We start from the raw sequence: 23,245 nt of genomic DNA on the forward strand, positions 1-23,245 counted from the left end.
GCCGTTGAAAAGGAGCTGCACCGTGAAAAAAATCATCCTCCTGGGCCTGACCGCCCTGCTCGGAGCTTGCCAGTCCATGACCCCAGCCCCCAAGGCCAGCCTCGACGGCGAAGTGTTCTACCTGCAACGCATTGCCCTGCCGCCTGCGGCCACTTTGAGCGTGAGCCTGCAAGACGTGTCCCTGATGGACGCCCCGGCCGTGACGCTCGCCGAACAGAAAGGCCCGGTCAAAGGCCAGGTACCGCTGCCCTTTCACCTGAGCTACGACCCTGCGCAAGTCAAGCCGGGTCACAGTTACTCGGTCAGCGCTCGCATCGAACTGGATGGCAAGCTACTGTTTGTCACCACCGAACGGCACTCCGTACAGCTCAACGGCCAGGCTCAACCACCGCTGCGCCTGCGTGTTGATGCGGTCGCCCACTGATTCACGAACTCAAGGAAGCGTCCATGCTCCGTAACTCCCTTCGCCTTACCGCCCTGTGTGCCGGCCTCCTGCTCGGTGCCAACGCCATGGCGCTCGACCTTGGCAGCCTGTCTCAGGGTGACGCCAACGGCGGCCTCAAGGACGCACTGACCCAAGGCGCACAGATCGCCGTGAAACAGCTGGGCGTGCCCGGCGGTTTCAGCAACAACCCCGAAGTGAAGATCGGCCTGCCGGGCAAACTCGGCAAAGTCGCCGACAAGCTGAAAATGTTCGGCATGGGTGACCAGGTCACCCAACTGGAAGACAGCATGAACAAAGCGGCTGAAACGGCCGTGACCCAGGCGCAACCGATCCTGGTCAATGCGGTGAAGAACATGAGCGTGACCGACGCCAAAGGCATCCTCACCGGCGGCCAGGATTCGGCGACTCAATACCTGAACAAAAGCAGCCGTGACCAGATCCGCGCCAAGTTCCTGCCGATCGTCAAGGCCGCTACCGACAAGGTGGGCGTAGCCCAGCAGTACAACGCCCTGGCCGGCAAGGCCGCAGCCTTCGGCGCGCTCGATGCCAAAAGTGCCAACGTTGAAAGCTATGTGACCGAACAGGCGCTGGACGGGCTGTTCAAGATGATCGCGCAGCAGGAAGAAACCATCCGCAAGAACCCGGCGGCGGCGGCCACCAGTTTGGCGAAGAAGGTCTTCGGCGCACTGTAAAGCCTGGACGGATCGCTCCCTGCAATGGGGAGCGATCTAATGAATGACCGAATCAGCCAGGCGGCCCAACATCAGCGTGGAAAAGCAGCCAACGGCGATCGAAGTAACACGGTTGATCCTCAGCGGCGTCATCCAGGTCTTGTTTACCCCGGTAATCCGGCTACCGAACAGAATCCACGCCGACCCCACCGGAATGATGACCAACGCCAGCGTACTCATGAAGGCCGCATACCCCTGCAAGGTAACGAAGGCATCCATCGGCGCGATAAATGAAACGATCAACAAGCCCTTGGGGTTCATCACTGTCAGCAAAAAGAAAGACCGTCCCGAAAAACGGTCGGGGCTTGGGCCGACCACGCTGTTCTTGCGCTGCCACAAGGTGCAGGAAAGAAACAACAGGTAGCAGGCAGCAGCCAGTTGCGTCGCTTTAATCGCCCACGGCGACCAGGTTGACAGGTAAAGCAGCGCACCGCCCCACACCGATACCTGAAGCAGATAAGCCACGCATTCGATATACGCCAGGCGCCAGGAAGCGGCAAAGCCAAACAACACTCCGGCGCGCAACAACAGGGTGTTGGTCGGGCCAGGCACTACCAGCAACAACACCAATGCAGAAACGGTCCCAAACATGAGTTTATCCCCGGTCGGAAATGATCAAACGCCTTTCCACCGATAGCCCTACTGCGTCAGCGTGAATGACCAGGCGACCGTCGCTATCATCAAAATCGCAAAGCTTACGTTAAGTACCCGGCTCCAAGTGGGATGGATGAACAAGCGGCGCAATTTGCTGCCCGCAAACAACCACAGGAAGTCGAACACCACGCAGACCAACAGACAGATCAGCGCCTTCGTCGCTTGTTCCCAGGCTGGCGACGTACCCAGGGTGAAACTGCCCAGTAGCGCGGCAAACGCGGCATACGCCTTGATGTTCGCGGCGCCCAGCACGAACCCTGCGCTCCAGCCGGGAGTGACGATTGGCTGCTCATCCTTGATCGGCGGCGCAGTGCCGATGCGATAAGCCAACGACAAAATATAAAGGATGGAAATGACCGCCAGCACCGTCGCCACTATCGGAAAGCTGTGCAGCACTACATACAGCCCCGAGGCTACCAATGTCATGGCAATCACCAGGCCCAACGTAATGCCGATGAAAAACTCAACTGAACGTTTCAGGCCATAAGCGGCGCCGCTCGCCGCCAGTGCCAGGGTCGCCGGACCGGGACTGGCAAGCAACGCGATGGCGGCGACGGCAAACGTCAGTGTCGCCTGGTAAACGGAAACGACGGTATCGGGCATAGGGGTCTCCTTTGAGAATGACTTAGCGAGGCAGCCCGTTTTCATGGCAGTAATAGACCGTTCTGTAGTTCTTCATGAAATCGATCACACCGTTGGCGATCGCCATTGGGTCCTCTTTATGCAGCAGCACCTTGGCAATCTGATCGGCTATCCACGCCATTTCCCGCTCTTTCATGCCCAACCGGGTGACTTCGACCGTCCCCAGTCGAATGCCCGATTCCTTGTAGGGGTCCGTATCCCACGGCAGCGGCATTTCGTTGGCGATGATGTTGGCCGCTTCCAGGCGCTGAGCCGCCTCACGGCCGCTGGCAAAGGGTTTTGAATCGATGACAATCTGATGGGTGCGGGTGTAGCCCTGCTCCCTGTAAAAGGCGGTCACGCCCCTGCGATCCAGATGCATGGCCAGCGTCTGCGCGTTACTCACGACCTGCTTCATGTAGGCCTGCCCGTACTCCAGCATCTCGGTGGCGGCCACTGCGAGTGCCGCCACCCGGTTGATTTGGTGGCTACCGGTCAGGGTAGGGAAAATCGCTTCATGCACAGGTGCAGTCAACGCAGCGTCGTTCCACAGGATCACACCGCCCTGGGGACCGCTGAACGTCTTTCCGGAAGAGCCGGTCATCAGGTCCGCCCCCTCCGCCAGCGGGTCCTGGAACAGCCCCGCACTGATCAGGCCCAATTGGTGGGCGGCGTCGAAGTAGACCTTTCCACCCCAGGGTGAAACGATGCCTTTGATATCCGCCACCGGCAGAGGAAACAGGGTCAGTGTCATGCCCAGGCCAATCACGGCAGGCTTCAGGGTTTGGGCAACTTCGCCAAAGCGCGTGAGATCGATGTCCGCCGTCTTATGCACGAAGGGAATGTCCCAGACCTTGAGCCCACGCACACCGGGCGGGCCATTGGTTCGATTGCTGGTGTCGCCTCCCCTGATCACCGGTACGGTCATGACATTATCCTGGGGGCGGGTCAGCGCCGTGTACGCCGCCAGTACGGCTGCCATGCCGCCCATCAGGCGATGATCGGCTTGCTGGGCGCGCAAGGTGATTTTCAATAATTCCACGCAGAGCGATTCCAGCTCGTCGATATTCTTCATGCCGGAGAAAAACCGGTTGTCGCGCCCGATATGCCCACCCGAAGCACGCATGCCGACCTCGCTGGACAGCAGAGCGCGCACGGACGGGCTGGTGGGTGACTCGGCGGCCACAAGGTTGATGCACTGCTGCCCGCGCCACTGTTCGTTACGAACCACCGCCGCCCGAACCAGATCAGCCATGGCAGCGTGCGATTGCGCCTGTTTGAGTAATGTATTGGCGTGCTGCAAGCAGTGAATATCGTGCATAGCTATCATCCCGTGGGTGCATTTGCGGTGTTCTATGCCAGGTTTTTTGCGGCCTCTGCGTGCTGGTCTTCCCACCAACGGTCATTGCCGTGCAGGTTTCTGGACAGATCTTTTTCAGCCGCCCACGTCATGTTGAGGATGATGCGCGTGGCGTCTTCATTCAGTGGGATCGTGCGGTGCAGGGTGGTGTCCGTGCGCAGGAAATAGATATCTCCTGTCTTGAAGCCATAGGTGGCAATCGGATTACTGCACAGCAATTCATGAATCCTGGGGTTGGATTTATCCCATGAGGTATGCGGCACACATTGCAACATGCGGCCCTTGGCGATAGGAGGCGTCTCGATAATCCAGATCAACGCGAAACTGTAGTCACCCCAATGCCAACCATGGGTATCGCCTTTGCGTTCCTGCCTGGTAATCAGGTATTCCTCGTCCTGGGACACGGACGCGACGATCTGCGTGTCGGCGATCAACGACAAGGTGCCGAGCAGCACTTCGGATTTGGACAGCGCACCGATCAATGGGCTGTTCTCAGCAATAAACTCACTGCGCACCACACTCATATAGCGCGGTGTGTTGTCGGTCGTCGCCAGGTGCAGATCGCGGCGTTCGAGTTGACGGTCGATCAAGCTGTGGACATCTGCGGTGATTACTTCGCGCAATGAATCATCGACAATATCGCGCAACTTTATAAAACCATTACGCGAAAACTCATTACGCAGCGCGAACACTCTTTTTTCAGAAAAGTTATCAGCATGGTGTTGTTGCAGGCGTGCTTCATCAAGTACGTAGTTCATTTCAATCCCTCGACAATAGAACAATTTAAAACAACAGCACAGTACTGCGCATGACTGCACGCAAAAACCACAGACAAGATATTTTAAAAAAACCATTCTTTTCTTAAGGATCTATGGTATGTAAGATTCTTCACGCTATTCTTCACTATTCGTAAGGTCAAACTAATGAAAAAGCTTACAAAGAGCGGCCAGACGTTAGACCCTATTGATAGCGCTCTGATTGTTGCTCTTCATCAGAACGCACGTACGTCCATACGCGCGCTGGCCCGCCAGGTAGGCCTGTCCGCACCGGGTTGCAGCGAGCGCATGAAGCGCCTGGAGCAGGCAGGCATCATTGTCGGGTTCAGTGTAGAGCTCGGCGCCGAGGCATTGGGGTATGCGTTGCAGGCGTTAGTCAGAGTTAAACCATTGCCGGGGAAGTTTCAGGAAGTGGAACAGCTACTCGCAGACATGACTGAATGCGTGGTGTGCTACAAAATAACCGGAGAAGACAGTTTTGTTTGCCATCTTTATACCGATTCGGTAGGCCATTTGGACCTGACATTGCAGAAAGTCACACCACTGGCCGACACAAACACATCAATTATTAAAACTGTCGTCAGGAAGCTGCCCACTCTCTAAATAAATTGGGTGACATTCAGGCTTTGCAGGCAACTAGCGAATTTCAGATATCCCCCACTTTTCCCAACCGTCATCAGGCGCATGTTTATTACATACGCCCAATAACCGCCGCCCTCGCGTTATTGCCGGGCTTCGTTCTTGATACGAAACCATGCCGCATACAGTGCTGGCAGAAACAATAAGGTCAACGCCGTCGCCACAATCAACCCGCCCATGATCGCCACCGCCATCGGCCCGAAGAACACGCTGCGCGACAGCGGGATCATCGCCAGTACCGCCGCGAGTGCCGTAAGGACAATCGGGCGGAAGCGTCGGACGGTGGCTTCGATAATCGCTTGCCACGGTGCCAGGCCGGCCTTGATGTCTTGTTCGATCTGGTCCACCAGGATCACCGAGTTACGCATGATCATGCCCGACAAGGCGATAGTGCCGAGCATGGCCACAAAGCCGAAGGGCTGGCGGAACACCAGCAGGAACAGCGTCACACCGATCAATCCCAGCGGAGCCGTCAGAAACACCATGGCAGTGCGTGAGAAGCTGCGCAGTTGCAACATCAGTAAGGTCAGCACCACCACGATGAACAATGGCACACCGGCCTTCACCGAGTTCTGGCCACGGGCGGAGTCTTCGACGGTGCCGCCCACTTCGAGCAGGTAGCCATCCGGCAGTTCGGCGCGTACTCCTTCAAGGGTCGGCAGGATTTGCTGGACCAGGGTCGCCGGTTGTTCCTTGCCATAGATGTCGGCGCGAATGGTCACGGTCGGCAGGCGGTTACGGTGCCAGATAACGCCCTCTTCAAAGCCGTATTCAAGGGTGGCGATCTGTGACAACGCGACACTTTTGCCGTTGTCGGTCGGTACCGCCAGGCTTGGCAACAGCGACAGCTCGGTGCGCTCATGCACGGTGCCGCGCAGGAGGATTTCGATCAACTCGTTGTCCTCGCGGTACTGGCTGACGGTGGAGCCGGTCAGTGAGCTCTGCAGGAACTTCGACAGGTTGGCGGTGCTTACGCCGAGCGCTCGGGCGCGGTCCTGGTCGATGTTGAGGTAGACGATCTTGCTCGGTTCTTCCCAGTCCAGGTGCACGTTGACCACGTGGGTATTTTCACGAACCTTGGCGGCGACTTTGCGCGCCAGCGCACGCACTTCCTCGATGTGCTCGCCCGTCACGCGAAACTGTACCGGGTACCCCACGGGCGGGCCGTTCTCCAGGCGCGTGACCCGCGAGCGCAGCTCGGGGAATTGTTCGTTGAGGGTTTCGATCAGCCACGTGCGCAGGCTTTCGCGCTCTTCAATGGTGTTGGCCAGCACCACAAATTGCGCAAAGCTGGCCGCAGGCAATTGCTGGTCCAGCGGCAGGTAGAAACGCGGCGAGCCGGTGCCGATATAGGCCACATAGTTGTCGATACCCGCGTGGTCCTTGAGCAAGGCTTCCAAGCGTTTGACCTGGTCGGCGGTGTTACTCAGGGACGCGCCTTCGGCCAGTTTCAAGTCAACCATCAACTCCAGGCGACCCGAAGCCGGAAAGAACTGCTGCGGCACAAAGCGGAACAGCGCGACCGAGCCGATGAACAACAGCAACGTCAGCACGATCACGGTTTTGCGCCGACGCACACACCATTCGACCAAACCTCTTACACGCTGGTAGAAGGGCGTGCCGTAGGGATCCGGACCATCGGCGCCGTGTTTGGCTGCATGAATCTTCGCCAGGTCCGGCAGGAGCTTTTCCCCCAGGTACGGCACAAACACCACGGCGGCCACCCATGAGGCCAACAGTGCGATGGTCACCACCTGGAAGATCGAGCGGGTGTATTCCCCTGTGCTCGACTGCGCCGTGGCAATCGGCAGGAAGCCGGCCGCCGTGATCAGCGTGCCGGTAAGCATCGGAAACGCAGTGCTGGTCCAGGCGAAGCTCGCCGCCTTGAGCCGGTCGTAGCCCTGCTCCATTTTGATCGCCATCATTTCCACGGCGATGATCGCGTCGTCAACCAGCAAGCCCAGGGCCAGTACCAAAGCGCCAAGGGAAATCTTGTGCAGGCCGATACCCAGGTAGTACATGGTGGCAAACGTCATCGCGAGCACCAGCGGAATCGCCAGGGCCACCACCATGCCGGTACGCACACCCAGGGAGAAGAAGCTCACCAACAAGACGATGGCCAATGCCTCAGCCAGCACCTGGACGAATTCGCCGACGCTGGTCTTCACCGCCGCCGGTTGATCCGACACTTTGCGCAGTTCCATGCCCGCCGGAAGGTTCTTCTGCAGACGTGCGAACTCCCCTTCAAGGGCCTTACCCAATACCAGAATGTCGCCGCCGTCACGCATGGCCACGGCCAGGCCGATAGCATCGGCGCCCATGTAACGCATGCGCGGCGCCGGTGGATCGTTGAAGCCGCGGTGGATGTCGGCTACATCACCGATGCGCAAAGTCCGGTCACCGACGCGAATCGGGAAGTTGCGGATCTCCTCCACGGTTTTGAAGTTACCCGACACCCGCAGTTGCACGCGCTCGGTCGGGGTTTCAAAGAAGCCTGCGGTGGAAACGGCGTTCTGCTCCTGCAAGGCTTGCTGCACGGCCGCCAAGGGCACGCCGAGGGTGGCCAGCTTGAGGTTGGACAGCTCGATCCAGACTTTCTCGTCCTGCAGGCCCAGCAGCTCGACTTTGCCCACGTCCGGCACGCGCTGCAGTTGAATCTGGATACGGTCGGCGTAGTCCTTGAGCACGGCATAGTCAAAGCCGTCGCCGGTGAGGGCGTAGATGTTGCCGAAGGTGGTGCCGAATTCGTCGTTGAAAAACGGCCCCTGGATATCCGGCGGCAAGGTCTGGCGAATGTCGCTGATCTTCTTGCGCACCTGGTACCACAAGTCAGGAATTTGCGCAGAGTGCATCGAGTCGCGGGCCATGAAGGTGACCTGGGATTCGCCGGGGCGCGAGAACGAGACAATGCGCTCGTAGTCGCCGGTCTCCATCAGTTTTTTCTCGATGCGCTCGGTCACTTGCCGCGAAACTTCCTGGGCCGTGGCCCCAGGCCAATTGGTCTTGATCACCATGGCCTTGAAGGTAAACGGCGGGTCTTCGCTTTGCCCCAGTTTGGTGTAAGACAAAGTGCCGACCACTGCCAGCAGGATCATCAGGAACAGTACGATCTGGCGATTACGCAACGCCCATTCGGAAAGATTGAAACGCATCGGGGACTACTCCTTGGCCGCCAGATTCACAACGCGGTTGGAGCGGTCCACCGGGCGCACTTGCTGGCCCTCATGGAGGACATGCACACCCGCTGCAATTACCCAATCGGTAGGGGCCAAGCCTTCCAGCACGGGCACGGTTTTTTCGCCGAAGGCGCCGATACGCACCGGGGTACGCTTAAGGGTGTTATCGGATTGCACGCGCCAGACGTAGGCGGCGCCGTTCTCCGCACTGAGGGCCGACAGCGGCACCGACAGCGCAATCGCACCTTCGGTCTGTATGAAAACGCGGGCGCTCTGGCCCAGCTCAGCCGGGACTTTGCCGCCGGTGAAGGCAACGCGGGCGGCGAAGGTACGCGACTTGGGGTCTGCTGCGGGGGACAGTTCGCGGATGTGCCCGGTAAAGCGTTGGTCCGGCTGGCTCCACAATTCGACCGACACCGGTTGGCCGACCTTGAACCGACCGAAGCCCTGCTCAGGCAGGCTGATCAACACTTCCCGCTCGCCGTCGGCGGCCAGGGTGAACACGGTTTGCCCGGCTGCCACCACTTGTCCGACTTCCACCGCACGCTTGGCGACCACACCGTCTTGGGGCGCGCGCAACACGGCATAACCGGCCTGGTTACTGGACACATCGAACTCGGCCTTAATCTGCTTGAGGCGCGCTTCACCGGATCGGTAGAGGTTTTCGGAATTGTCGTACTGCGAACGGCTGACCATCTGACGATCCATCAGGGTCTTGTAGCGATCACGCTCGGCGCGCACCAGGTTCAGGTTCGCCTCGGCGGCGGCCACTTGGGCGCGGGTGGCTTCCAGTTGCAGGCGCACGTCCTGAGGGTCGAGTTCGGCCAGGGGTTGATTGGCCTTGACTCGATCGCCCTCCTCCACCAGACGCTTACTGACTTTACCGCCGATGCGAAAGGCCAGGTCCGGCTCATAACGGGCGCGCACTTCGCCAGGATAACTGTCCATCGCCTGCGCCGACGGTTGTGGTTGCACCACCATGGCCGGGCGGATGGTGGTTTGGGCCGCTTCCTCATGGCCGCAGGCGGCCAGTAGGAAGACCAGGCTGGCAGGCAACGCAAGGGGCAGGAAAGTGCTGCGCATGCTGAAGGACCTTTCGCAAATGGAGCTAGGAATAATTATACTGGCCAGTATGTTATTAATACCAAACTCACCAGTCCAGTATTAAAGGTGAAAATGTCCGACAATCTTGTGAACACCAATAGCCCCGGGCGTCCCAAGGACATGGCAAAACGCCAGGCAATCCTCGAAGCAGCGAAAACCCTGTTTTTGAGCAATGGCTACGCCAGCACCAGCATGGATGCCGTGGCCCTTGAGGCAGGGGTGTCGAAACTGACCGTGTACAGCCACTTCACCGACAAAGAGACCCTGTTCACCGCTGCCGTGGTGGCCAAGTGCGAAGAACAGTTGCCGGTGATGTATTTCGAGCTGCCTGAAGGTGTGCCCGTGGAAACCGTACTGCTGAATATCGCACGGGGCTTTCATCGGCTTATCAACAGCACGGAATCGGTGAACCTGCACCGCCTGATGATGACCACCGGCAATCAGGACGTGAAACTCTCACAGATCTTCTTCGAAGCCGGCCCCATGCGCATGCTTCAGGGGATGGAGCGCCTGCTCGGCAAGATCGATCAGAGCGGCGCCCTGAGCATCGACAAACCGTTTACGGCAGCCGAACATTTCTTCTGTCTGCTCAAGGGCACGGCAAACTTCTGTTTGCTCTATGGCTGCGGTGGGCAACTGAGCGAGGAAGACGCCGAAGCCCACGTGCAGGAGGTGGTGGGGTTGTTTATGCGGGCTTATCGGCCTTGAGCGCTTTCTTGGGATAGATGTCATACCGGCTGGACTTGCCATCCAACGCGTGGCTCGGCTTTGGCCCTTCGATGCACGGCGCCTTGCGCGGGCGCTTCACCACCACGCGGTGGCTGGCCAGGGCCAGGGCCGCTGCGAGCAACGCCGGGGCGTCCGGATCGTCACCCACCAATGGACGGAACAGGCGCATTTCCTTCTTTACCAGGGCGGTTTTCTCACGATGAGGAAACATCGGGTCCAGGTAGATCACCTGGGGCGGCTCACCTTCCCAGTTGAGCATCACGTCGATGGAGTTGCCCTTGAGCAACTTCATGCGCGCCACAATCGGCGCCACCTCGAAATCATCCGCACCGCGTGCCAGGCCGTCTTCGAGCAACGCGCCGATCAGCGGTTGGCGCTCGATCAGGCTCATCTCGCAGCCCAGGCTGGCCAGTACGAACGCGTCCTTGCCCAGGCCTGCCGTGGCATCCAGCACACGTGGGCGCACGCCCTGGGCAATGCCCACGGCCTTGGCAATCATCTGCCCGCTGCCACCGCCGTATAAGCGCCGGTGCGCCGCGCCGCCTTCGACAAAATCCACGCGCACCGGCCCCGGTGCGTCAGGCCCAAGCTGTTGCAGTTGTAGCCCTTGTTCCCCGACTTGCAGTGAAAAATCCGCCGCCTCCAGCTGTAACGGCAGCCCAAGCTGTTCAGCCCATTGCTCGGCACGCGCCTGGAAACCTTCGGCCAAGGCCTCGACCCGAATGCGGCTGGCCGCTGGTTGTTCGCTCATCAATTGCTACGCTCAAAAATATTAAGGATCGGCCAACAGTGGCCGATAAAAACAACAGTCAGGTATTTTGCCAGAGCTGAGCGTCGACCGAGAAAAATGTCAGACATTCTTCCCCTAACCATCGGTGTACTGCCGACCCACAACCATTACGGCCTGCGCAATACTCAAGCGCTGGCCGGGGTGAGTCATGTGTGGCAGGACTTCTTCGCCCGTGCGTTGGCCGAACAGCTCGGCGATTCGCCGGACGCGCTCGCAGCCAAGGCGCCTGCACTGCTGGACCCAGCGGTAGAACCCAGTGAAGGATCCGACCTGCTGTCGCAGATCCTCACCCAGCGTGAATGCGACGTGAAAGACACCGAGATCGCCCCGCCTGAACCGCTGTTCCTGCCCATTGCCGAATTCGAACCGGACCTGCTGCCACCACCGGCCACGCCGTTCCCGCCTGAAGAAATTGTCGCCCAACAGCGCCAGCAGAATTTCGAAAGCGGCTGGGTTCGCCCGATCGTGTTGAACGCCGGCCAGCCGCTGCCCGAACCCGGCCCTGCACCGCAACCCTACCCGCTGCACCTGCCTATCGCCGAGTTCGAACTGGACCTGCTGCCACCGCCTGCCACGCCGTACCCAGCTGAAGAGCTGGTGGCCCAACAGAAGGCATTGGACTTCGACTATCACTGGGCGCGCCCGCTGATCCTCAACAACCTGCGCCTGGCCGCCTGACTCACCGCTTGAAAAACCCATTGGCCTGGCTGAACGGCATCTTGCGTTCGGTGAAGTCGAACGTGCCCGACTCATACACTTCCTGCGCCGCCCGGTAGAATTCGCCATACGCCGCCAGGGCGAAAGCCGAGCCGACGCTGATGCGCCGCACCCCGATCTCGCCCAACTGCGCCACGCTCAAGTTCAAGCCACCGGACATCAACACGTTCACAGGCTTGGGCGCGACCGCCTTGACCACGGCCACCACTTCTTCGGCATTGCGCAAAGCCGGCGCATACAACACGTCTGCACCCGCTTCGGCGTAGGCTTGCAGGCGGCGAATGGTGTCGGACAGATCCAGGCGGCCATGCAGGAGGTTTTCTGCGCGGGCTGTCAGCGTGAAGGCAAAAGGCAAACTACGCGCAGCCGCGACAGCGGCTTCAACGCGCTCAACCGATAAGTCAAACGGATAGATCGGGTCAGCCGCGATGCCTGTGGCGTCTTCGATGGAACCACCGACAATGCCGGTGGCCGCCGCCCGCAAAAGGGTGTGGGCGCAGCCTTCGGGGGTGTCGCTGAAGCCGTTTTCCAGGTCGGCCGCCACCGGCAGCGAGGTCGCCCGGACGATCGTTGAGGCATTGCCCAACGTCTCCTCCAGCGATAGCGCGCCTTCAGCATCCGGCCGCCCCAGGCTGAACGCAAACCCGGCGCTGGTAGTGGCCAAGGCTTCAAAACCAAGACTGGCAAGCATGATGGCGGAACCGGCATCCCACGGATTGGGCATGACGAACGCGCGATCACGTTCATGCAGGGCCTTGAAGGTTTCGCCGCGCAGGGTTTGTGCATCCATGACTCACTCCTGTCAGAAAGGGAGCCTTAGAGTAAACCCAATTGCTCCGCTACAGGTTCTCGATGCAACGTCGGCAAGGGTGGTAAACCTGGCAGGCGTGCCATCAGTTTGTCGTGAAACCGCAGCGCCAGTTGCGCGGCCAAGCGATTATCCGAGGTGTGCAAGAACACGTAGGGCGTGCGCCCTTCCTCGATCCAGCCGGCGATCTTTTCCACCCAAGGGAGCAGGAACGGATCATTGGCTTCCAGTTCCGGGTGGCCAATAAACCGCACTTGAGGAAATTGGGTGAGCGCCGCGGGGCGTGGCGGTACCTTTGGCTTTTTCGATTGGGCATGCAGCACCGCGGCCGAGGTGGACGTACAGCTGAACAGGGCGCGGGGATCGAGACAGATACGCTCGACCCCCCGGTCACGCAGCAAGCGGTTGAGCATCCGTTCGGCATCGCCCTTGGCGAAGAATTCCGAATGACGAACCTCAACCGCCAGCGGGCGCTCCAGGCCATCAATGAAACCGGCCAGCTCACCCAGGCGCGGTGGCGAAAACGTCGCCGGCAATTGCAGCCACAACGGCGAAATACGCTCGCCCAGCGGGCTCATCAAACCGATAAAACTTTCCGCCGCCGGCAGTTGCTCGCGCAAGTCACCGCCGTGACTGATGTCGCCGGGGAACTTGGCGGTGAACCGAAAATCCGCAGGCATGATTTCAGCCCAGCGCTGCACGGTGGCGGCCGAGGGGCGGGCATAAAATGTGGTGTTGCCTTCAACGGCGTTGAAAACCTGGGAATACAGTGCAAGGTAATCGCCGGAACGGGCGTCGGCCGGGTACAGGTATTCGCGCCAGGCGTTTTCGCTCCAGGAGGGACAACCGATGAAGTAAGGCAGGCGCATTAGATGTGGATATCGAGACCCAGCACTTCCATATCCCATTCGACAAAGCCGGCGGTGGTCAGGTAGCTGGCCAGGGCGGTGGCGACGCTTTTGCTCATGGAACGCGGGAAGACCATGTCTTGCTGGCGGGCGGGAAGACCGCCGATACGCGCGCCTGCCGAAGCCTGGGCGTTGGATGGCGAGTCGGACTGCACCTCGATGAAGTCCGGCGAATCTTCGACGGACTCGTCTACCGTGACGCTCGCCTTACGCGGCTTGCGCTTGATGGGGTAGGACTGTGAGGAAAAACCGTCTATACGCATACATGCAGACTCGGTATCAATGATGGCAATTTAGCGGCACTTTCCATGGCGCGCAAATGCTCTGGTGATAACTAGAACACATAATTTGTAAAAGGTTTAGAAACCTGGGCAAATTCTGACGGTTGGCGAAATTTGTCGCCAAATTCCCGCATTTTTGGCGTCAAATAATCCCGCGTTCGGCCTTGGTCTGCGCCACTTTATCGCGCAAGTAAACCGGTGCCGCCTGATCGGCCGGAATCGCTTCGCCGCGTCCGTAAGCGAAGCGCGCCAGGTTCAGCAAGTCTTGTGCGTGGGGCAACATATCGGCCGCCTGGCCGACGGTTTTCACGCCGATGCGCTCACCATAACCCCAGCCGGTGCCGGCACCGAACCAATCGCCCGTGGCATCGTCGGGCAATACGGACGCCTCTGGCGCCTGAACCGCCTCGGCCCCCACCAGACGCATTTCCCCGGCGGTTTCGCGGTAGCACCCCCAGTAGACTTCATCCATCCGTGCATCAATGGCTGCCGCGACCTGAGTGGCACCCTGCTCACGCAACGCACGCTGGGCCAGCACCGCCAGGTTGGAAACCGGCAACACCGGGCACTCCAGCGCAAACGCGAGGCCCTGTACTACGCCGATGGCGATGCGCACGCCGGTGAACGCGCCGGGGCCACGGCCAAACGCGATGGCATCCACAGCAGAAAGCGTGGTGCCCGCCTCCTCAAGCAACTGCTTGATCATCGGCAACAGCTTCTGCGCATGCAGGCGCGGGATCACCTCGTAGTGGCTCGTTACCTTGCCATCGTGCAGCAGGGCAACGGAGCAAGCTTCAGTCGCGGTATCCAGGGCCAGCAGGGTGCTCATGGGTGTGGGTGTCCAAGTCGAAAAAAAGTGCGCCAGTATAAACAACAACGGCCCGCAAGCGGGCCGTTGTACGTGAAGCTGATCGCTGAATCAGCTCAGAGCCTGCAACACCTTGGCGGTGATGGCTTCTACCGAACCGACGCCAGGGATGTGGCTGTACTTCGGTTTGCCCTGCGCAGCGGACAACTTCTGGTAGAAATCCACCAGCGGTTTGGTCTGGGAATGGTAGACCGAGAGGCGATGGCGCACGGTTTCTTCGGTATCGTCCTTACGCTGCACCAGGTCATCGCCAGTGACATCGTCCTTGCCTTCAACCTTCGGCGGGTTGTAGACGGTGTGGTACACGCGGCCCGAGGCTTCGTGAACGCGACGACCGGCGATACGTTGAACGATCTCTTCGTCCTCAACAGCGATTTCAACCACCGCGTCCAGCTCTACGCCGGCTTTCACCAAGGCTTCAGCCTGGGGAATGGTGCGCGGGAAGCCATCGAACAGGAAACCGTTCTTGCAGTCTTCCTGACTGATGCGCTCCTTGACCAGGTTGATGATCAGGTCATCGGAAACCAGGCCGCCGCTGTCCATCACGCTCTTGGCGATCAGGCCCAGCTCGGTGCCGGCCTTGACGGCGGCACGCAGCATGTCGCCGGTGGAGATTTGTGGAATACCGAACTTTTCAGTAATGAACTTTGCCTGAGTACCTTTACCGGCCCCGGGAGCTCCCAGCAGAATGACGCGCATCGATGTGCTCCTCAATTTTTTATAGAGATGGTGCCCGGATTCGCCGCGTAGGGGCAAATCTCGTAGAAATATGGCTCGTAAATATGTGGGTCCAGGCCGAATCAAACGGCCAAAGGCTGATCAAGATACACAGCGGGCCGTCACCATACAAGCCGCCAAAAGTCGCAGGAACCCGCGCCGGGTATGCGTCATAGGTAGGGTATGCCTGAGTGCAACCCGTCGGCACAAACGCCGACCGCCCGTTTCCGAGCGGCCGTCGAGGTTTATCCGCAAGCCGTTGAGAACACTTGGAAAACTTCAGCCGGTGTTGCGCAAGCCGGCGGCAATACCCGCCACGGACACCAGCAGCGCCTGTTCCAGAGGGCTGTCTTGCGCGGCCTCCTGTTGACGCGAGCGTGCCAGCAACTCGGCCTGCAGCAGGTGCAGAGGGTCCAAGTAGGTATTACGCAGACGGATGAACTCCAAGGTGTCCGGGCTATGGGCCAGCAGTTGCGACTGCCCGGTCAGGCCAAGCACCACGCTGCACGCCTGCGACAATAGGTCGCGTAAGTGCGCACCCAATGGCAGCAGGTCAGGCTGCACCAGACGCTCGTCATATAGACGGGCAATGTCGGCATCGGCCTTGGCCAGCACCATTTCCAGCATGTCGATGCGCGTACGGAAGAACGGCCACTGTTCGCGCATCTGCCCCAGCAACTCACCTTCGCCGCGTTCCAGCGCCTTGCTCAATGCCGCTTCCCAGCCGAGCCAGGCCGGCAACATCAGGCGGGTCTGGGTCCAGCCGAAGATCCATGGGATAGCACGCAGGCTTTCAATGCCACCCGCACGCCGTTTGGCCGGGCGACTGCCCAGTGGCAGACGCCCCAGCTCCTGCTCCGGCGTGGATTGGCGGAAATACTCGACGAACTGTGGGTTTTCCCGCACTACGGCGCGGTAGGCGCTGACACCGTCTGCTGCCAGTTCATCCATCAAATGGCGCCAGGCCGGCTCGGGTGGTGGCGGCGGCAACAGTGTGGCCTCCAGTACGGCCGCCAGGTAGAGGTTGAGGTTTTGTTCGGCGATGTCCGGCAAACCGAATTTGAAGCGGATCATCTCCCCTTGCTCGGTCGTGCGAAAACGCCCCGCCACCGAACCGGGTGGCTGCGACAGAATCGCCTCGTGAGCCGGGCCGCCGCCACGGCCGACGGTGCCGCCCCGACCATGGAACAACAGCAGTTCCACCTGTTGCTCACGGCAGATATCCACCAGCCGCTCCTGCGCCCGATACTGCGCCCAGGCAGCGGCGGTGGTGCCCGCGTCCTTGGCCGAGTCCGAGTAACCAATCATCACTTCCTGCGGGCCTTGCAGGCGTGCCCTGTACCCCGGCAACTGCAACAGTTGCTCCATCACCGGCCCGGCGTTATCCAGGTCAGCCAGGGTCTCGAACAGCGGCACCACACGCATCGGGCGTTGGACGCCTGACTCCTTGAGCAGCAATTGCACCGCCAATACATCCGACGCAGCGCCGGCCATGGAAATGACATAGGAGCCCAGCGACGCGGCCGGGGCAGCAGCGATTTCCTTGCAGGTGTTCAACACTTCAGCGGTATCCGCCGACGGCTTGAAGTAACCCGGCAGCAAGGGCCGGCGATTGGCCAATTCCTTCATCAGGAAGGCAATACGCGCCTCTTCGTCCCAGTCTTCATAACGGCCAAGGCCAAGGTAATCGGTGATTTCGGTCATGGCCGCCGAATGACGACTGGAATCCTGGCGAACATCGAGGCGCACCAGGAACAAGCCGAATGTCACCGCGCGTCGCAGGCAGTCGAGCAACGGTCCATCGGCGATCACGCCCATGCCGCACTCGTGCAGCGACTGGTAGCACAGCTCCAGCGGCTCCAGCAGGTCACGGTTGTTTTGCAACACCTCGGCGCTGGCCGGCGTAGCAGCCGTCAGCGAGGTGTGCGCCCATTGGCGCGTGGCGCGCAGACGCTCGCGCAGTTGCTTGAGCAAGGCGCGATAGGGTTCGACGCTGTCACCGACCTTGGCTTGCAATGCCGGGCTGGCTTGCTGCATCGACAGCTCCGAGGCCAGATGATCGACATCGCGCAAATACAGATCGGCCGCCATCCAGCGTGCCAACAGCAGCACTTCACGGGTGACCGGTGCCGTGACGTTGGGGTTACCGTCGCGGTCTCCGCCCATCCACGAGGCAAAGCGAATCGGTGCCGCCTCCAGAGGCAGGTGCAATCCGGTAGCGGCGAACAACGCCTTGTCGGCCTTACGCAGGTAATTGGGAATGGCGTGCCATAACGAATGCTCGATCACCGCAAAGCCCCATTTGGCTTCATCCACCGGGGTCGGCCGCACGCGACGGATTTCTTCGGTGTGCCAGGCTTCGGCGATCAGCCGCTGCAAGCGCTCGCGGATCTGCTCACGCTCGGCCGTGGTCAGGTCACGGTGATCCTGCAGGGCCAGTTGCGCGGCAATCGCGTCGTATTTCTGGATCAGGGTGCGGCGGGCCACTTCGGTGGGGTGGGCCGTGAGCACCAGTTCGATCTCCAACCGCGCCAACTGGCGCGCCAGGGACTCGTTGCTGTGGCCTTCGCGTTGCAGCCGGGCCAGCAATTGCGGGAGTACCCGGGCCTCGAAGGGCGCCGGCTGCGACTCATCGCGCCGATGGATCAACTGGTACTGCTCGGCGATGTTGGCCAGGTTAAGGAACTGGTTGAAGGCTCGCGCCACTGGCAGCAGTTCATTTTCCTGCAACTGGTTCAGGCTGGTGCTCAATTCATCGCCAGCCCCTCGCCGGTCGGCCTTGGCGCCTTTACGGATCTGCTCGATCTTGTCGAGAAAATCATCACCGTACTGCTCTCGAATGGTGTTGCCCAACAGCTCACCCAGCAGGTGAACATCCTCACGCAAGCGTGCATCGATATCACTCATCAGCCAATCTCCAGCCAGAAATCCGGGACGCGCAGGGGTTCCAGAGTGCCGCCGACGTCGGTTTCTGACAAGGCTTTAAACCTTGTGAGTTGCAGCTAGTCTCAACTATTGAGTCGCGGCGTTATCCACGCCAGCGACCGGTCACTCATCAGCGCCTGCAACCAGCGGGCATATTGAGGTTGCCATGAAAATCCGAGAATTGGCCCAGCATTGGGAAGAAACCGCCAAGGGTCGCATGACCAAAACCGAATACGCGATCCATTTGGACGTGGAATCCGCCGCGAGGCTGGCGGCCATTGCCGAGATGTACCCAAAGCGTAATACCGAAGAATTGCTCGGTGAACTGATCGGCGCCGCCCTTGAAGAGCTGGAAGCCAGCTTTCCATACATCAAGGGCCAACAGGTGATTGCCACCGATGAAGAGGGCGATCCGTTATACGAGGACGTTGGCCCTACCCCACGTTTCCTCACATTGTCCCGACGCTATCTGCATGATTTATCGGCCAGTGCCGATGAACAGAAGCACTGATAACTACTTATAAATTCCTTCAATGTCCCGGTATTCCGGGCCCCTCAGGGGCTCGGGGTACCGCTGTGCGCGACGAAAGTTCCACCTCAAAGGCGCTGACCAATCAGTCAGATATTTTTTTAGGCAAATCGCCATCTTCTCTGAACTTTTGAAAAAAGCCTCGGGTCACAGCCAGTAAGCCATCAACTTGGAACGGCCGTTTGAAAGGGCATCTGGTGCTTTACCGCCGGGCCCCAACCGCTGACCAACGAAGTGGATTTTGATGTTTTTCAGGAGCTATCCAATGGAGTTGAAGACGATGAAAACCAGCACTGCCAAATCCTCGTTTAACCACCTGCGCGGGCTCAAATTGGCCGCGCTGGCAATCGGCACCAGCTTCGTACTGGCGGGTTGCGCAGGTAACCCTCCGACCGAGCAATACGCGGTGACTCAATCGGCTGTTAACAGTGCAGTCAGCGCCGGCGGTACCGAGTTCGCTGCCGTGGAAATGAAATCGGCCCAAGACAAGCTCAAAGAAGCCGAAATCGCCATGCACGACAAGAACTACGACAAAGCTCGTCAGTTGGCCGAACAAGCCGAATGGGACGCTCGCGTTGCAGAGCGCAAGGCCCAGGCTGCCAAAGCCCAACAGGCCGTGAAGGACTCCCAGAAAGCTGTTCAGGAGCTGCGTCAGGAAGGCATGCGCCCGGCTGTTATCCAACAGCAATAAGCCGCTGCCACCTGATTGCATTGCACCCGAAATCGAATTGAAAGGACGACACGATTATGCGTAAACAAATGATGATCCCTGCCCTGTTGGCAATGAGCGTTGCTCTGGCGGCCTGCTCCACCCCGCCCAACCAGAACCTGGAAAACGCCAAGACCAACTTCTCGGCTTTGCAGGCGAACCCGCAAGCCACCAAGGTAGCGGCCCTGGAAACCAAGGACGCCAGCGAATGGCTGGACAAGGCTGAAAAAGCCTACCGTGACAAAGAAGACGAGAAAAAAGTCGACCAGTTGGCCTACCTGACCAACCAGCGCGTTGAAGTCGCCAAAGACACCATCGTGTTGCGCGAATCCGAAGCCAAGCTGAAAAACGCCGGTGACGAACGTGCCCGCGCCCTGCTGCAAGCCCGTGATGCACAGATCAAGCAACTGCAAGACAGCCTGAATGCCAAGCAGACCGACCGTGGCACCCTGGTGACTTTCGGTGACGTGCTGTTCGCCACCAACAAGTCCGACCTGAAATCCAGCGGCCTGGTCAACATCACCAAGCTGGCGCAGTTCCTGCGCGATAACCCGGACCGTAAAGTGATCGTCGAAGGCTACACCGACAGCACTGGTTCGGACTCGTACAACCAGTCCCTGTCCGAGCGTCGTGCCGCTTCGGTACAACGTGCACTGGCGCAACAAGGCGTGGATATCTCGCGCATCGTGACCCAGGGTTACGGCAAGGAATACCCGGTTGCCGACAACGGCAGCGTATCGGGCCGTGCCATGAACCGTCGCGTTGAAGTGACTATCTCCAACGACAACCAGCCAGTCAAGCCTCGCTCCAGCATGGCTAACTGATTGATTGAAGCTGGATAAAAAAACCCACCGGAGACGGTGGGTTTTTTCGTTCAGTACTGGATCTGGCGTTTATTGTCGTCGGCGCCGACAGCATCAAACTCCGACTGGCGCTTCAATTCGTCTCGCGTCCCTTGGGACGGCTCAGCGTCGCACTCGCTGCACTCATCCAGAATCTGCTGCGCCCGGGCCATGTCCAACATCCTATTGATCGCACCGATATTCACCGTGACTTCCCCCCTGGCTGACTATTCGTAAGTTACCCATCAGCACCGCTGACTGGGCACTGAGTGGTTTCTTACGTAATTCGGTTCCAGATATTTCAGAAACGCTGATTTGAAGCGATTTACTGCTGAAGTTGCGGTGTTTCCTGGCCCAGGCAACGCACAGCCTGTTTCTTGTTGTTCACCAGCACACCGCTGAGGCCCTTCTGTTCGGTGTCGAACATCACCAATACACCATCAATGCACTGCGCCACTTGCGCGGCCGGGGTCAGGGATATCTTGTAATCCTCACCGGGTACGGTCTTGAGCAGGGTGAAGTCGCTCAGAAGCAATGCATCCTCCGGCTTGGCAAAATGCAGGTAGCCGTAGAACCACAGGCAACCGACGGTACCGATGATGGTGCCGATGCCGGTGAGAATCAGCGGGATCATGTTGCGTTCTTCACTCATTAAGGGCTCTCTGATGAATCAACTTTAGGAATCGGATAATTCGGAATCTCGCCCAGGCGGCGCAGACCGTTGAAGTGCTGCGGGTCGTCCAGATAGCGCAGCATCACGGTTTGCCAGTTCTTGTCGGCAAAGGTCTGCACATGATCGCCACGGGTCAGTTGCAACACCCGCGGCGGCGGCGCGGCCTGATACAAGCGGATGCCGTTGGCCAACGGCACTATCGGGTCATCCAGGCTATGGAACAGCAACTTGGGCACACCCGTGAGCGCTGGCATGGCGTTGATCGCACTGTCGGCGTCGGGCACCAGCCAGGACAGCGGCACCTGGAACGGCCATGTTAACCAGGAGGTGCTCAAGGCGAATTGCCCTACGTCACGATAACTGGCGGGCACGCCATCCAGTACCAAGGCCTTGAGCCGGGCCTGGCGCTCCGGGTGTGCGGCCAGGTAATGCACCGCCAGCGCACCGCCCAGGCTTTGCCCAAGGACAACCAGCGGTTGGCCCTGGGTTTCAGGCGCTTGATCGAGCCAATGCAAGGCCGCGTCGATATCCTGGTAAATCGCCGGCAACGACGGTTTACCCTCGGATAGCCCGTAGCCACGGTAATCCAGCATCAACACTTGATAGCCCTGTTCCGGCAACCACCAACTGCCACCGAGGTGCCAGGCCAGATTGCCGCCATTACCGTGCAGGTGAAGCACAGTACCCTTGAGCGGCACACCAGGCTTGGCGGGCAACCACCAGGCGTGGAGTTTTACACCGTCAGCGGCAGTGAGCGTGACGTCCCGGTATTGCAGGTGTGCTTTTTCCGGCGTGAACGGCAGGCCGGGTTCGGGATAGAACAACAGCGAGCTGCAGCCGTTCAATGTCAGTAACAGGCATAAAATACCGAGGACTCTCATCCGTTAAAGCCTCCACATGCCAATACCCTAGAGGATATTGGAGTAATCGGCCTCGATCCGGTCCAGGCTCAGGTGGTTGAGGAAGTTGGAGAAGCACATCCACGCCGCCAACGCGTTCATATCGCGAAACTGCTCAGGCAGGTATTTGGGTGGCACCACCAGACCTTCGTCGACCAGTTGGCGCAAGGTGCGCATATCTTCCAGGGTGGTCTTGCCGCAGAACAGCAGCGGGACCTGTTCCAACTTGCCCTTGCGCACGGCGAGCTGGATGTAGTTGTAGACCATGATAAAGCCCTTGAGGTAGGACAAATCCTTGGTAAACGGCAAACCGGTCGGCACTGAACCTCGGAACACCCGGCTGGCGTTGCCATAGCTTTCGGCCATCTCAAAGCCCTGCTCGCGGAAGAACTCGAACACCTGCAGGAAGTCGGCGCCCTCCTCTACCATATGGATGGCGCGGGTGCGGTTGGTCAATTTACGCAGGCGGCTCGGGTAAGACGCGAAGGTGATGATCTCCATCAAAATCGCCAGGCCTTCCTGAGTCACGGTGGATGACGGTGGGCCTTTGGACAGGAACGTGCAGATGGGCTGGTTCAGACCGTTAAGGGTGGTGCCGACATGGACCAGACCTTCATGCACCTCAAGGGCGCGCACGTCACGCTCGTTGAACATCGCGTCGGCGCGGATCTTGATGTAGTCGGCACCCGCCGCAGCGTCCGCGACGATGCCGTCTGACTCGAATACACGGATGGTTTCCTCCGCCTCGCCAAACACTTTGTTCAAGCGGGTTTGCAGCAAGGCGACGGCATCCTTGGCCGTCAGGGTCTTGGCTTCGTCCTTGAGGTCGCCACGGCCGTCGATATTGTTCAGATAATCGGAAAGCATCAGGCCGAGGTCCGCCAGAGTCGGGTCGCCGGCATGAAACGCATCGGAGGCGGCGCCGTACAGCTCCTGGGAAATCAGGCCGAAATCCTCGGTGCCGCGGGCCTCGAGCATGCGCACTACCATGCGGTACTCACGGCACATGCGGCGCATGATCTGCCCTACCGGGCTGAACTGGCCGAGGCGGCGGGTGATGTCGCGCTCAATGTTCTGGAATTCAAGCTTCACGGCGCTGGAATCGAACGACAGCGGTCGGTTGAGGTAGTAATCACGGTCCACGGCAGGCATGGCCTTGCCCTTGGCCTTGAGAAACCCCTGGCGAATGTTGTCGTCCCACTTCACGGCGTCGAGGACGCGAATCGGTGTTTGCGCCAGCACAATGCGATCAGACAAGGTGCGTATCGTCTGCTGGTAATCGTCCACCTGGTGCTTCCTCTTTGAACGTTATCGGCCCGCGCGCTGCAAGCGCACGGTGAGCCT

Annotated in this window: 25 protein-coding genes; 8 read left to right on the forward strand and 17 right to left on the reverse strand. The window is 59.6% G+C overall.

What is annotated here, in order from left to right; all coding sequences use genetic code 11:
* The first annotated feature begins 22 nt into the window (after positions 1-22).
* Entirely contained in the window at positions 23-424 is a 402-nt protein-coding gene (locus EXW71_RS09610) for a YbaY family lipoprotein (protein WP_134658244.1), read from the forward strand.
* Positions 425-447: 23 nt separating this feature from the next.
* The gene (locus EXW71_RS09615; protein ID WP_134658246.1) at positions 448-1,137 is read left to right on the forward strand and encodes a DUF4197 domain-containing protein; all 690 of its coding nucleotides are present in this window, start codon (positions 448-450) and stop codon (positions 1,135-1,137) included.
* A gap of 36 nt (positions 1,138-1,173) precedes the next feature.
* Here EXW71_RS09615 and EXW71_RS09620 read toward each other — a convergent pair whose 3' ends face one another.
* From EXW71_RS09620 to EXW71_RS09635, 4 genes are read right to left on the reverse strand one after another with little or no spacing between them, the layout of a single operon-like run.
* The gene (locus EXW71_RS09620; protein WP_123714876.1) at positions 1,174-1,767 is read right to left on the reverse strand and encodes a LysE family translocator; all 594 of its coding nucleotides are present in this window, start codon (positions 1,765-1,767) and stop codon (positions 1,174-1,176) included.
* A 48-nt stretch (positions 1,768-1,815) separates the two neighbouring features.
* Positions 1,816-2,433: a LysE family translocator gene (locus tag EXW71_RS09625; RefSeq protein ID WP_134658248.1), complete on the reverse strand. Its 618-nt coding sequence runs from the start codon at positions 2,431-2,433 to the stop codon at positions 1,816-1,818.
* Positions 2,434-2,455: 22 nt separating this feature from the next.
* Positions 2,456-3,772 carry a serine hydroxymethyltransferase gene (locus EXW71_RS09630; RefSeq protein ID WP_256658208.1) on the reverse strand — a complete coding sequence of 439 codons (1,317 nt, stop codon included), beginning with the start codon at positions 3,770-3,772 and terminating at the stop codon, positions 2,456-2,458.
* 32 nt (positions 3,773-3,804) lie between these two features.
* The gene (locus EXW71_RS09635) at positions 3,805-4,569 is read right to left on the reverse strand and encodes an ArpA protein (protein WP_134658252.1); all 765 of its coding nucleotides are present in this window, start codon (positions 4,567-4,569) and stop codon (positions 3,805-3,807) included.
* A 165-nt stretch (positions 4,570-4,734) separates the two neighbouring features.
* Between EXW71_RS09635 and EXW71_RS09640 the strand changes: the two genes are divergently transcribed.
* Positions 4,735-5,190: an Lrp/AsnC family transcriptional regulator gene (locus EXW71_RS09640; protein ID WP_134658254.1), complete on the forward strand. Its 456-nt coding sequence runs from the start codon at positions 4,735-4,737 to the stop codon at positions 5,188-5,190.
* A gap of 119 nt (positions 5,191-5,309) precedes the next feature.
* On the opposite strand, the gene EXW71_RS09645 is transcribed toward EXW71_RS09640, so the two are convergent.
* Both EXW71_RS09645 and EXW71_RS09650 read right to left on the reverse strand, forming a co-directional pair.
* Positions 5,310-8,378, reverse strand: coding sequence for an efflux RND transporter permease subunit (locus tag EXW71_RS09645; protein ID WP_134658256.1), 3,069 nt, complete (start codon positions 8,376-8,378; stop codon positions 5,310-5,312).
* A gap of 6 nt (positions 8,379-8,384) precedes the next feature.
* Complete coding sequence (locus tag EXW71_RS09650) at positions 8,385-9,485, reverse strand: efflux RND transporter periplasmic adaptor subunit (RefSeq protein ID WP_134658258.1); 1,101 nt, start codon at positions 9,483-9,485, stop codon at positions 8,385-8,387.
* A 93-nt stretch (positions 9,486-9,578) separates the two neighbouring features.
* Between EXW71_RS09650 and EXW71_RS09655 the strand changes: the two genes are divergently transcribed.
* Positions 9,579-10,214, forward strand: coding sequence for a TetR/AcrR family transcriptional regulator (locus EXW71_RS09655; protein WP_134658260.1), 636 nt, complete (start codon positions 9,579-9,581; stop codon positions 10,212-10,214).
* On the opposite strand, the gene EXW71_RS09660 is transcribed toward EXW71_RS09655, so the two are convergent.
* Positions 10,192-10,986 (reverse strand): class I SAM-dependent methyltransferase, encoded by a 795-nt coding sequence (locus tag EXW71_RS09660; RefSeq protein ID WP_134658262.1) that lies wholly within the window; start codon positions 10,984-10,986, stop codon positions 10,192-10,194. The genes EXW71_RS09655 and EXW71_RS09660 overlap by 23 nt on opposite strands.
* 96 nt (positions 10,987-11,082) lie before the next feature.
* Between EXW71_RS09660 and EXW71_RS09665 the strand changes: the two genes are divergently transcribed.
* The gene (locus tag EXW71_RS09665) at positions 11,083-11,703 is read left to right on the forward strand and encodes an energy transducer TonB (RefSeq protein ID WP_123714869.1); all 621 of its coding nucleotides are present in this window, start codon (positions 11,083-11,085) and stop codon (positions 11,701-11,703) included.
* 1 nt (position 11,704) lies between these two features.
* Here the strand turns inward: EXW71_RS09665 and EXW71_RS09670 are convergent, their stop codons facing one another.
* The 6 genes from EXW71_RS09670 to ppc form a co-directional block, all read right to left on the reverse strand.
* The gene (locus EXW71_RS09670) at positions 11,705-12,532 is read right to left on the reverse strand and encodes an oxaloacetate decarboxylase (RefSeq protein WP_134658264.1); all 828 of its coding nucleotides are present in this window, start codon (positions 12,530-12,532) and stop codon (positions 11,705-11,707) included.
* A 26-nt stretch (positions 12,533-12,558) separates the two neighbouring features.
* On the reverse strand, positions 12,559-13,419 hold the full coding sequence (locus EXW71_RS09675; RefSeq protein WP_134658266.1) for a DUF72 domain-containing protein: 861 nt from the start codon (positions 13,417-13,419) through the stop codon (positions 12,559-12,561).
* The gene (locus EXW71_RS09680; RefSeq protein ID WP_134658268.1) at positions 13,419-13,721 is read right to left on the reverse strand and encodes a hypothetical protein; all 303 of its coding nucleotides are present in this window, start codon (positions 13,719-13,721) and stop codon (positions 13,419-13,421) included. The genes EXW71_RS09675 and EXW71_RS09680 overlap by 1 nt, the downstream gene beginning before the upstream one ends.
* A 160-nt stretch (positions 13,722-13,881) precedes the next feature.
* On the reverse strand, positions 13,882-14,568 hold the full coding sequence (tsaB, locus tag EXW71_RS09685) for a tRNA (adenosine(37)-N6)-threonylcarbamoyltransferase complex dimerization subunit type 1 TsaB (protein WP_134658270.1): 687 nt from the start codon (positions 14,566-14,568) through the stop codon (positions 13,882-13,884).
* A 90-nt stretch (positions 14,569-14,658) separates the two neighbouring features.
* Positions 14,659-15,306, reverse strand: a complete 648-nt coding sequence (gene adk / locus EXW71_RS09690) for an adenylate kinase (protein WP_012722567.1) — start codon at positions 15,304-15,306, stop codon at positions 14,659-14,661.
* Between the two features lie 297 nt (positions 15,307-15,603).
* On the reverse strand, positions 15,604-18,231 hold the full coding sequence (gene ppc, locus EXW71_RS09695; RefSeq protein WP_134658272.1) for a phosphoenolpyruvate carboxylase: 2,628 nt from the start codon (positions 18,229-18,231) through the stop codon (positions 15,604-15,606).
* A gap of 184 nt (positions 18,232-18,415) precedes the next feature.
* Here ppc and EXW71_RS09700 point away from each other — a divergent pair, with 184 nt between their 5' ends.
* The 3 genes from EXW71_RS09700 to EXW71_RS09710 all read left to right on the forward strand — a co-directional run bounded on the left by EXW71_RS09700 (position 18,416) and on the right by EXW71_RS09710 (position 20,311).
* Complete coding sequence (locus tag EXW71_RS09700; RefSeq protein WP_123714863.1) at positions 18,416-18,760, forward strand: pilin assembly protein; 345 nt, start codon at positions 18,416-18,418, stop codon at positions 18,758-18,760.
* A gap of 283 nt (positions 18,761-19,043) precedes the next feature.
* Complete coding sequence (locus EXW71_RS09705; RefSeq protein WP_123714862.1) at positions 19,044-19,469, forward strand: DUF4398 domain-containing protein; 426 nt, start codon at positions 19,044-19,046, stop codon at positions 19,467-19,469.
* 56 nt (positions 19,470-19,525) lie between these two features.
* The gene (locus tag EXW71_RS09710; RefSeq protein ID WP_134658274.1) at positions 19,526-20,311 is read left to right on the forward strand and encodes an OmpA family protein; all 786 of its coding nucleotides are present in this window, start codon (positions 19,526-19,528) and stop codon (positions 20,309-20,311) included.
* A 50-nt stretch (positions 20,312-20,361) separates the two neighbouring features.
* Here the strand turns inward: EXW71_RS09710 and EXW71_RS28780 are convergent, their stop codons facing one another.
* The 4 genes from EXW71_RS28780 to EXW71_RS09725 all read right to left on the reverse strand — a co-directional run bounded on the left by EXW71_RS28780 (position 20,362) and on the right by EXW71_RS09725 (position 23,188).
* Positions 20,362-20,502 (reverse strand): hypothetical protein, encoded by a 141-nt coding sequence (locus EXW71_RS28780; protein WP_167665840.1) that lies wholly within the window; start codon positions 20,500-20,502, stop codon positions 20,362-20,364.
* Between the two features lie 152 nt (positions 20,503-20,654).
* Positions 20,655-20,981, reverse strand: coding sequence for a hypothetical protein (locus tag EXW71_RS09715; RefSeq protein WP_123714860.1), 327 nt, complete (start codon positions 20,979-20,981; stop codon positions 20,655-20,657).
* On the reverse strand, positions 20,981-21,883 hold the full coding sequence (locus EXW71_RS09720) for an alpha/beta hydrolase (protein WP_134658277.1): 903 nt from the start codon (positions 21,881-21,883) through the stop codon (positions 20,981-20,983). Before EXW71_RS09720 ends, EXW71_RS09715 begins: the two co-directional genes overlap by 1 nt.
* Before the next feature lie 27 nt (positions 21,884-21,910).
* Positions 21,911-23,188 carry a flavohemoglobin expression-modulating QEGLA motif protein gene (locus tag EXW71_RS09725; RefSeq protein ID WP_134658279.1) on the reverse strand — a complete coding sequence of 426 codons (1,278 nt, stop codon included), beginning with the start codon at positions 23,186-23,188 and terminating at the stop codon, positions 21,911-21,913.
* Positions 23,189-23,245 lie beyond the last annotated feature (57 nt).

This window comes from Pseudomonas sp. BCA17 (assembly GCF_004519405.1).
Classification (GTDB): Bacteria; Pseudomonadota; Gammaproteobacteria; order Pseudomonadales; family Pseudomonadaceae; genus Aquipseudomonas.

What these genes read in the sequence shown, in the direction of transcription:
- EXW71_RS09660 (WP_134658262.1), bottom strand. Translation starts at nt 10,986, where the DNA reads ATGAGCGAACAACCAGCGGCCAGCCGCATTCGGGTCGAGGCCTTGGCC.
- EXW71_RS09640 (WP_134658254.1), top strand. Translation starts at nt 4,735, where the DNA reads ATGAAAAAGCTTACAAAGAGCGGCCAGACGTTAGACCCTATTGATAGC.
- EXW71_RS09650 (WP_134658258.1), bottom strand. Translation starts at nt 9,485, where the DNA reads ATGCGCAGCACTTTCCTGCCCCTTGCGTTGCCTGCCAGCCTGGTCTTC.
- EXW71_RS09645 (WP_134658256.1), bottom strand. Translation starts at nt 8,378, where the DNA reads ATGCGTTTCAATCTTTCCGAATGGGCGTTGCGTAATCGCCAGATCGTA.
- EXW71_RS09710 (WP_134658274.1), top strand. Translation starts at nt 19,526, where the DNA reads ATGCGTAAACAAATGATGATCCCTGCCCTGTTGGCAATGAGCGTTGCT.
- EXW71_RS09720 (WP_134658277.1), bottom strand. Translation starts at nt 21,883, where the DNA reads ATGAGAGTCCTCGGTATTTTATGCCTGTTACTGACATTGAACGGCTGC.
- EXW71_RS09675 (WP_134658266.1), bottom strand. Translation starts at nt 13,419, where the DNA reads ATGCGCCTGCCTTACTTCATCGGTTGTCCCTCCTGGAGCGAAAACGCC.
- tsaB (WP_134658270.1), bottom strand. Translation starts at nt 14,568, where the DNA reads ATGAGCACCCTGCTGGCCCTGGATACCGCGACTGAAGCTTGCTCCGTT.
- EXW71_RS09665 (WP_123714869.1), top strand. Translation starts at nt 11,083, where the DNA reads ATGTCAGACATTCTTCCCCTAACCATCGGTGTACTGCCGACCCACAAC.
- EXW71_RS09625 (WP_134658248.1), bottom strand. Translation starts at nt 2,433, where the DNA reads ATGCCCGATACCGTCGTTTCCGTTTACCAGGCGACACTGACGTTTGCC.
- EXW71_RS09655 (WP_134658260.1), top strand. Translation starts at nt 9,579, where the DNA reads ATGTCCGACAATCTTGTGAACACCAATAGCCCCGGGCGTCCCAAGGAC.
- EXW71_RS09635 (WP_134658252.1), bottom strand. Translation starts at nt 4,569, where the DNA reads ATGAACTACGTACTTGATGAAGCACGCCTGCAACAACACCATGCTGAT.
- EXW71_RS09705 (WP_123714862.1), top strand. Translation starts at nt 19,044, where the DNA reads ATGGAGTTGAAGACGATGAAAACCAGCACTGCCAAATCCTCGTTTAAC.
- ppc (WP_134658272.1), bottom strand. Translation starts at nt 18,231, where the DNA reads ATGAGTGATATCGATGCACGCTTGCGTGAGGATGTTCACCTGCTGGGT.
- EXW71_RS09620 (WP_123714876.1), bottom strand. Translation starts at nt 1,767, where the DNA reads ATGTTTGGGACCGTTTCTGCATTGGTGTTGTTGCTGGTAGTGCCTGGC.
- adk (WP_012722567.1), bottom strand. Translation starts at nt 15,306, where the DNA reads ATGCGCGTCATTCTGCTGGGAGCTCCCGGGGCCGGTAAAGGTACTCAG.
- EXW71_RS09670 (WP_134658264.1), bottom strand. Translation starts at nt 12,532, where the DNA reads ATGGATGCACAAACCCTGCGCGGCGAAACCTTCAAGGCCCTGCATGAA.
- EXW71_RS09680 (WP_134658268.1), bottom strand. Translation starts at nt 13,721, where the DNA reads ATGCGTATAGACGGTTTTTCCTCACAGTCCTACCCCATCAAGCGCAAG.
- EXW71_RS09615 (WP_134658246.1), top strand. Translation starts at nt 448, where the DNA reads ATGCTCCGTAACTCCCTTCGCCTTACCGCCCTGTGTGCCGGCCTCCTG.
- EXW71_RS09715 (WP_123714860.1), bottom strand. Translation starts at nt 20,981, where the DNA reads ATGAGTGAAGAACGCAACATGATCCCGCTGATTCTCACCGGCATCGGC.
- EXW71_RS28780 (WP_167665840.1), bottom strand. Translation starts at nt 20,502, where the DNA reads ATGGCCCGGGCGCAGCAGATTCTGGATGAGTGCAGCGAGTGCGACGCT.
- EXW71_RS09630 (WP_256658208.1), bottom strand. Translation starts at nt 3,772, where the DNA reads ATGCACGATATTCACTGCTTGCAGCACGCCAATACATTACTCAAACAG.
- EXW71_RS09700 (WP_123714863.1), top strand. Translation starts at nt 18,416, where the DNA reads ATGAAAATCCGAGAATTGGCCCAGCATTGGGAAGAAACCGCCAAGGGT.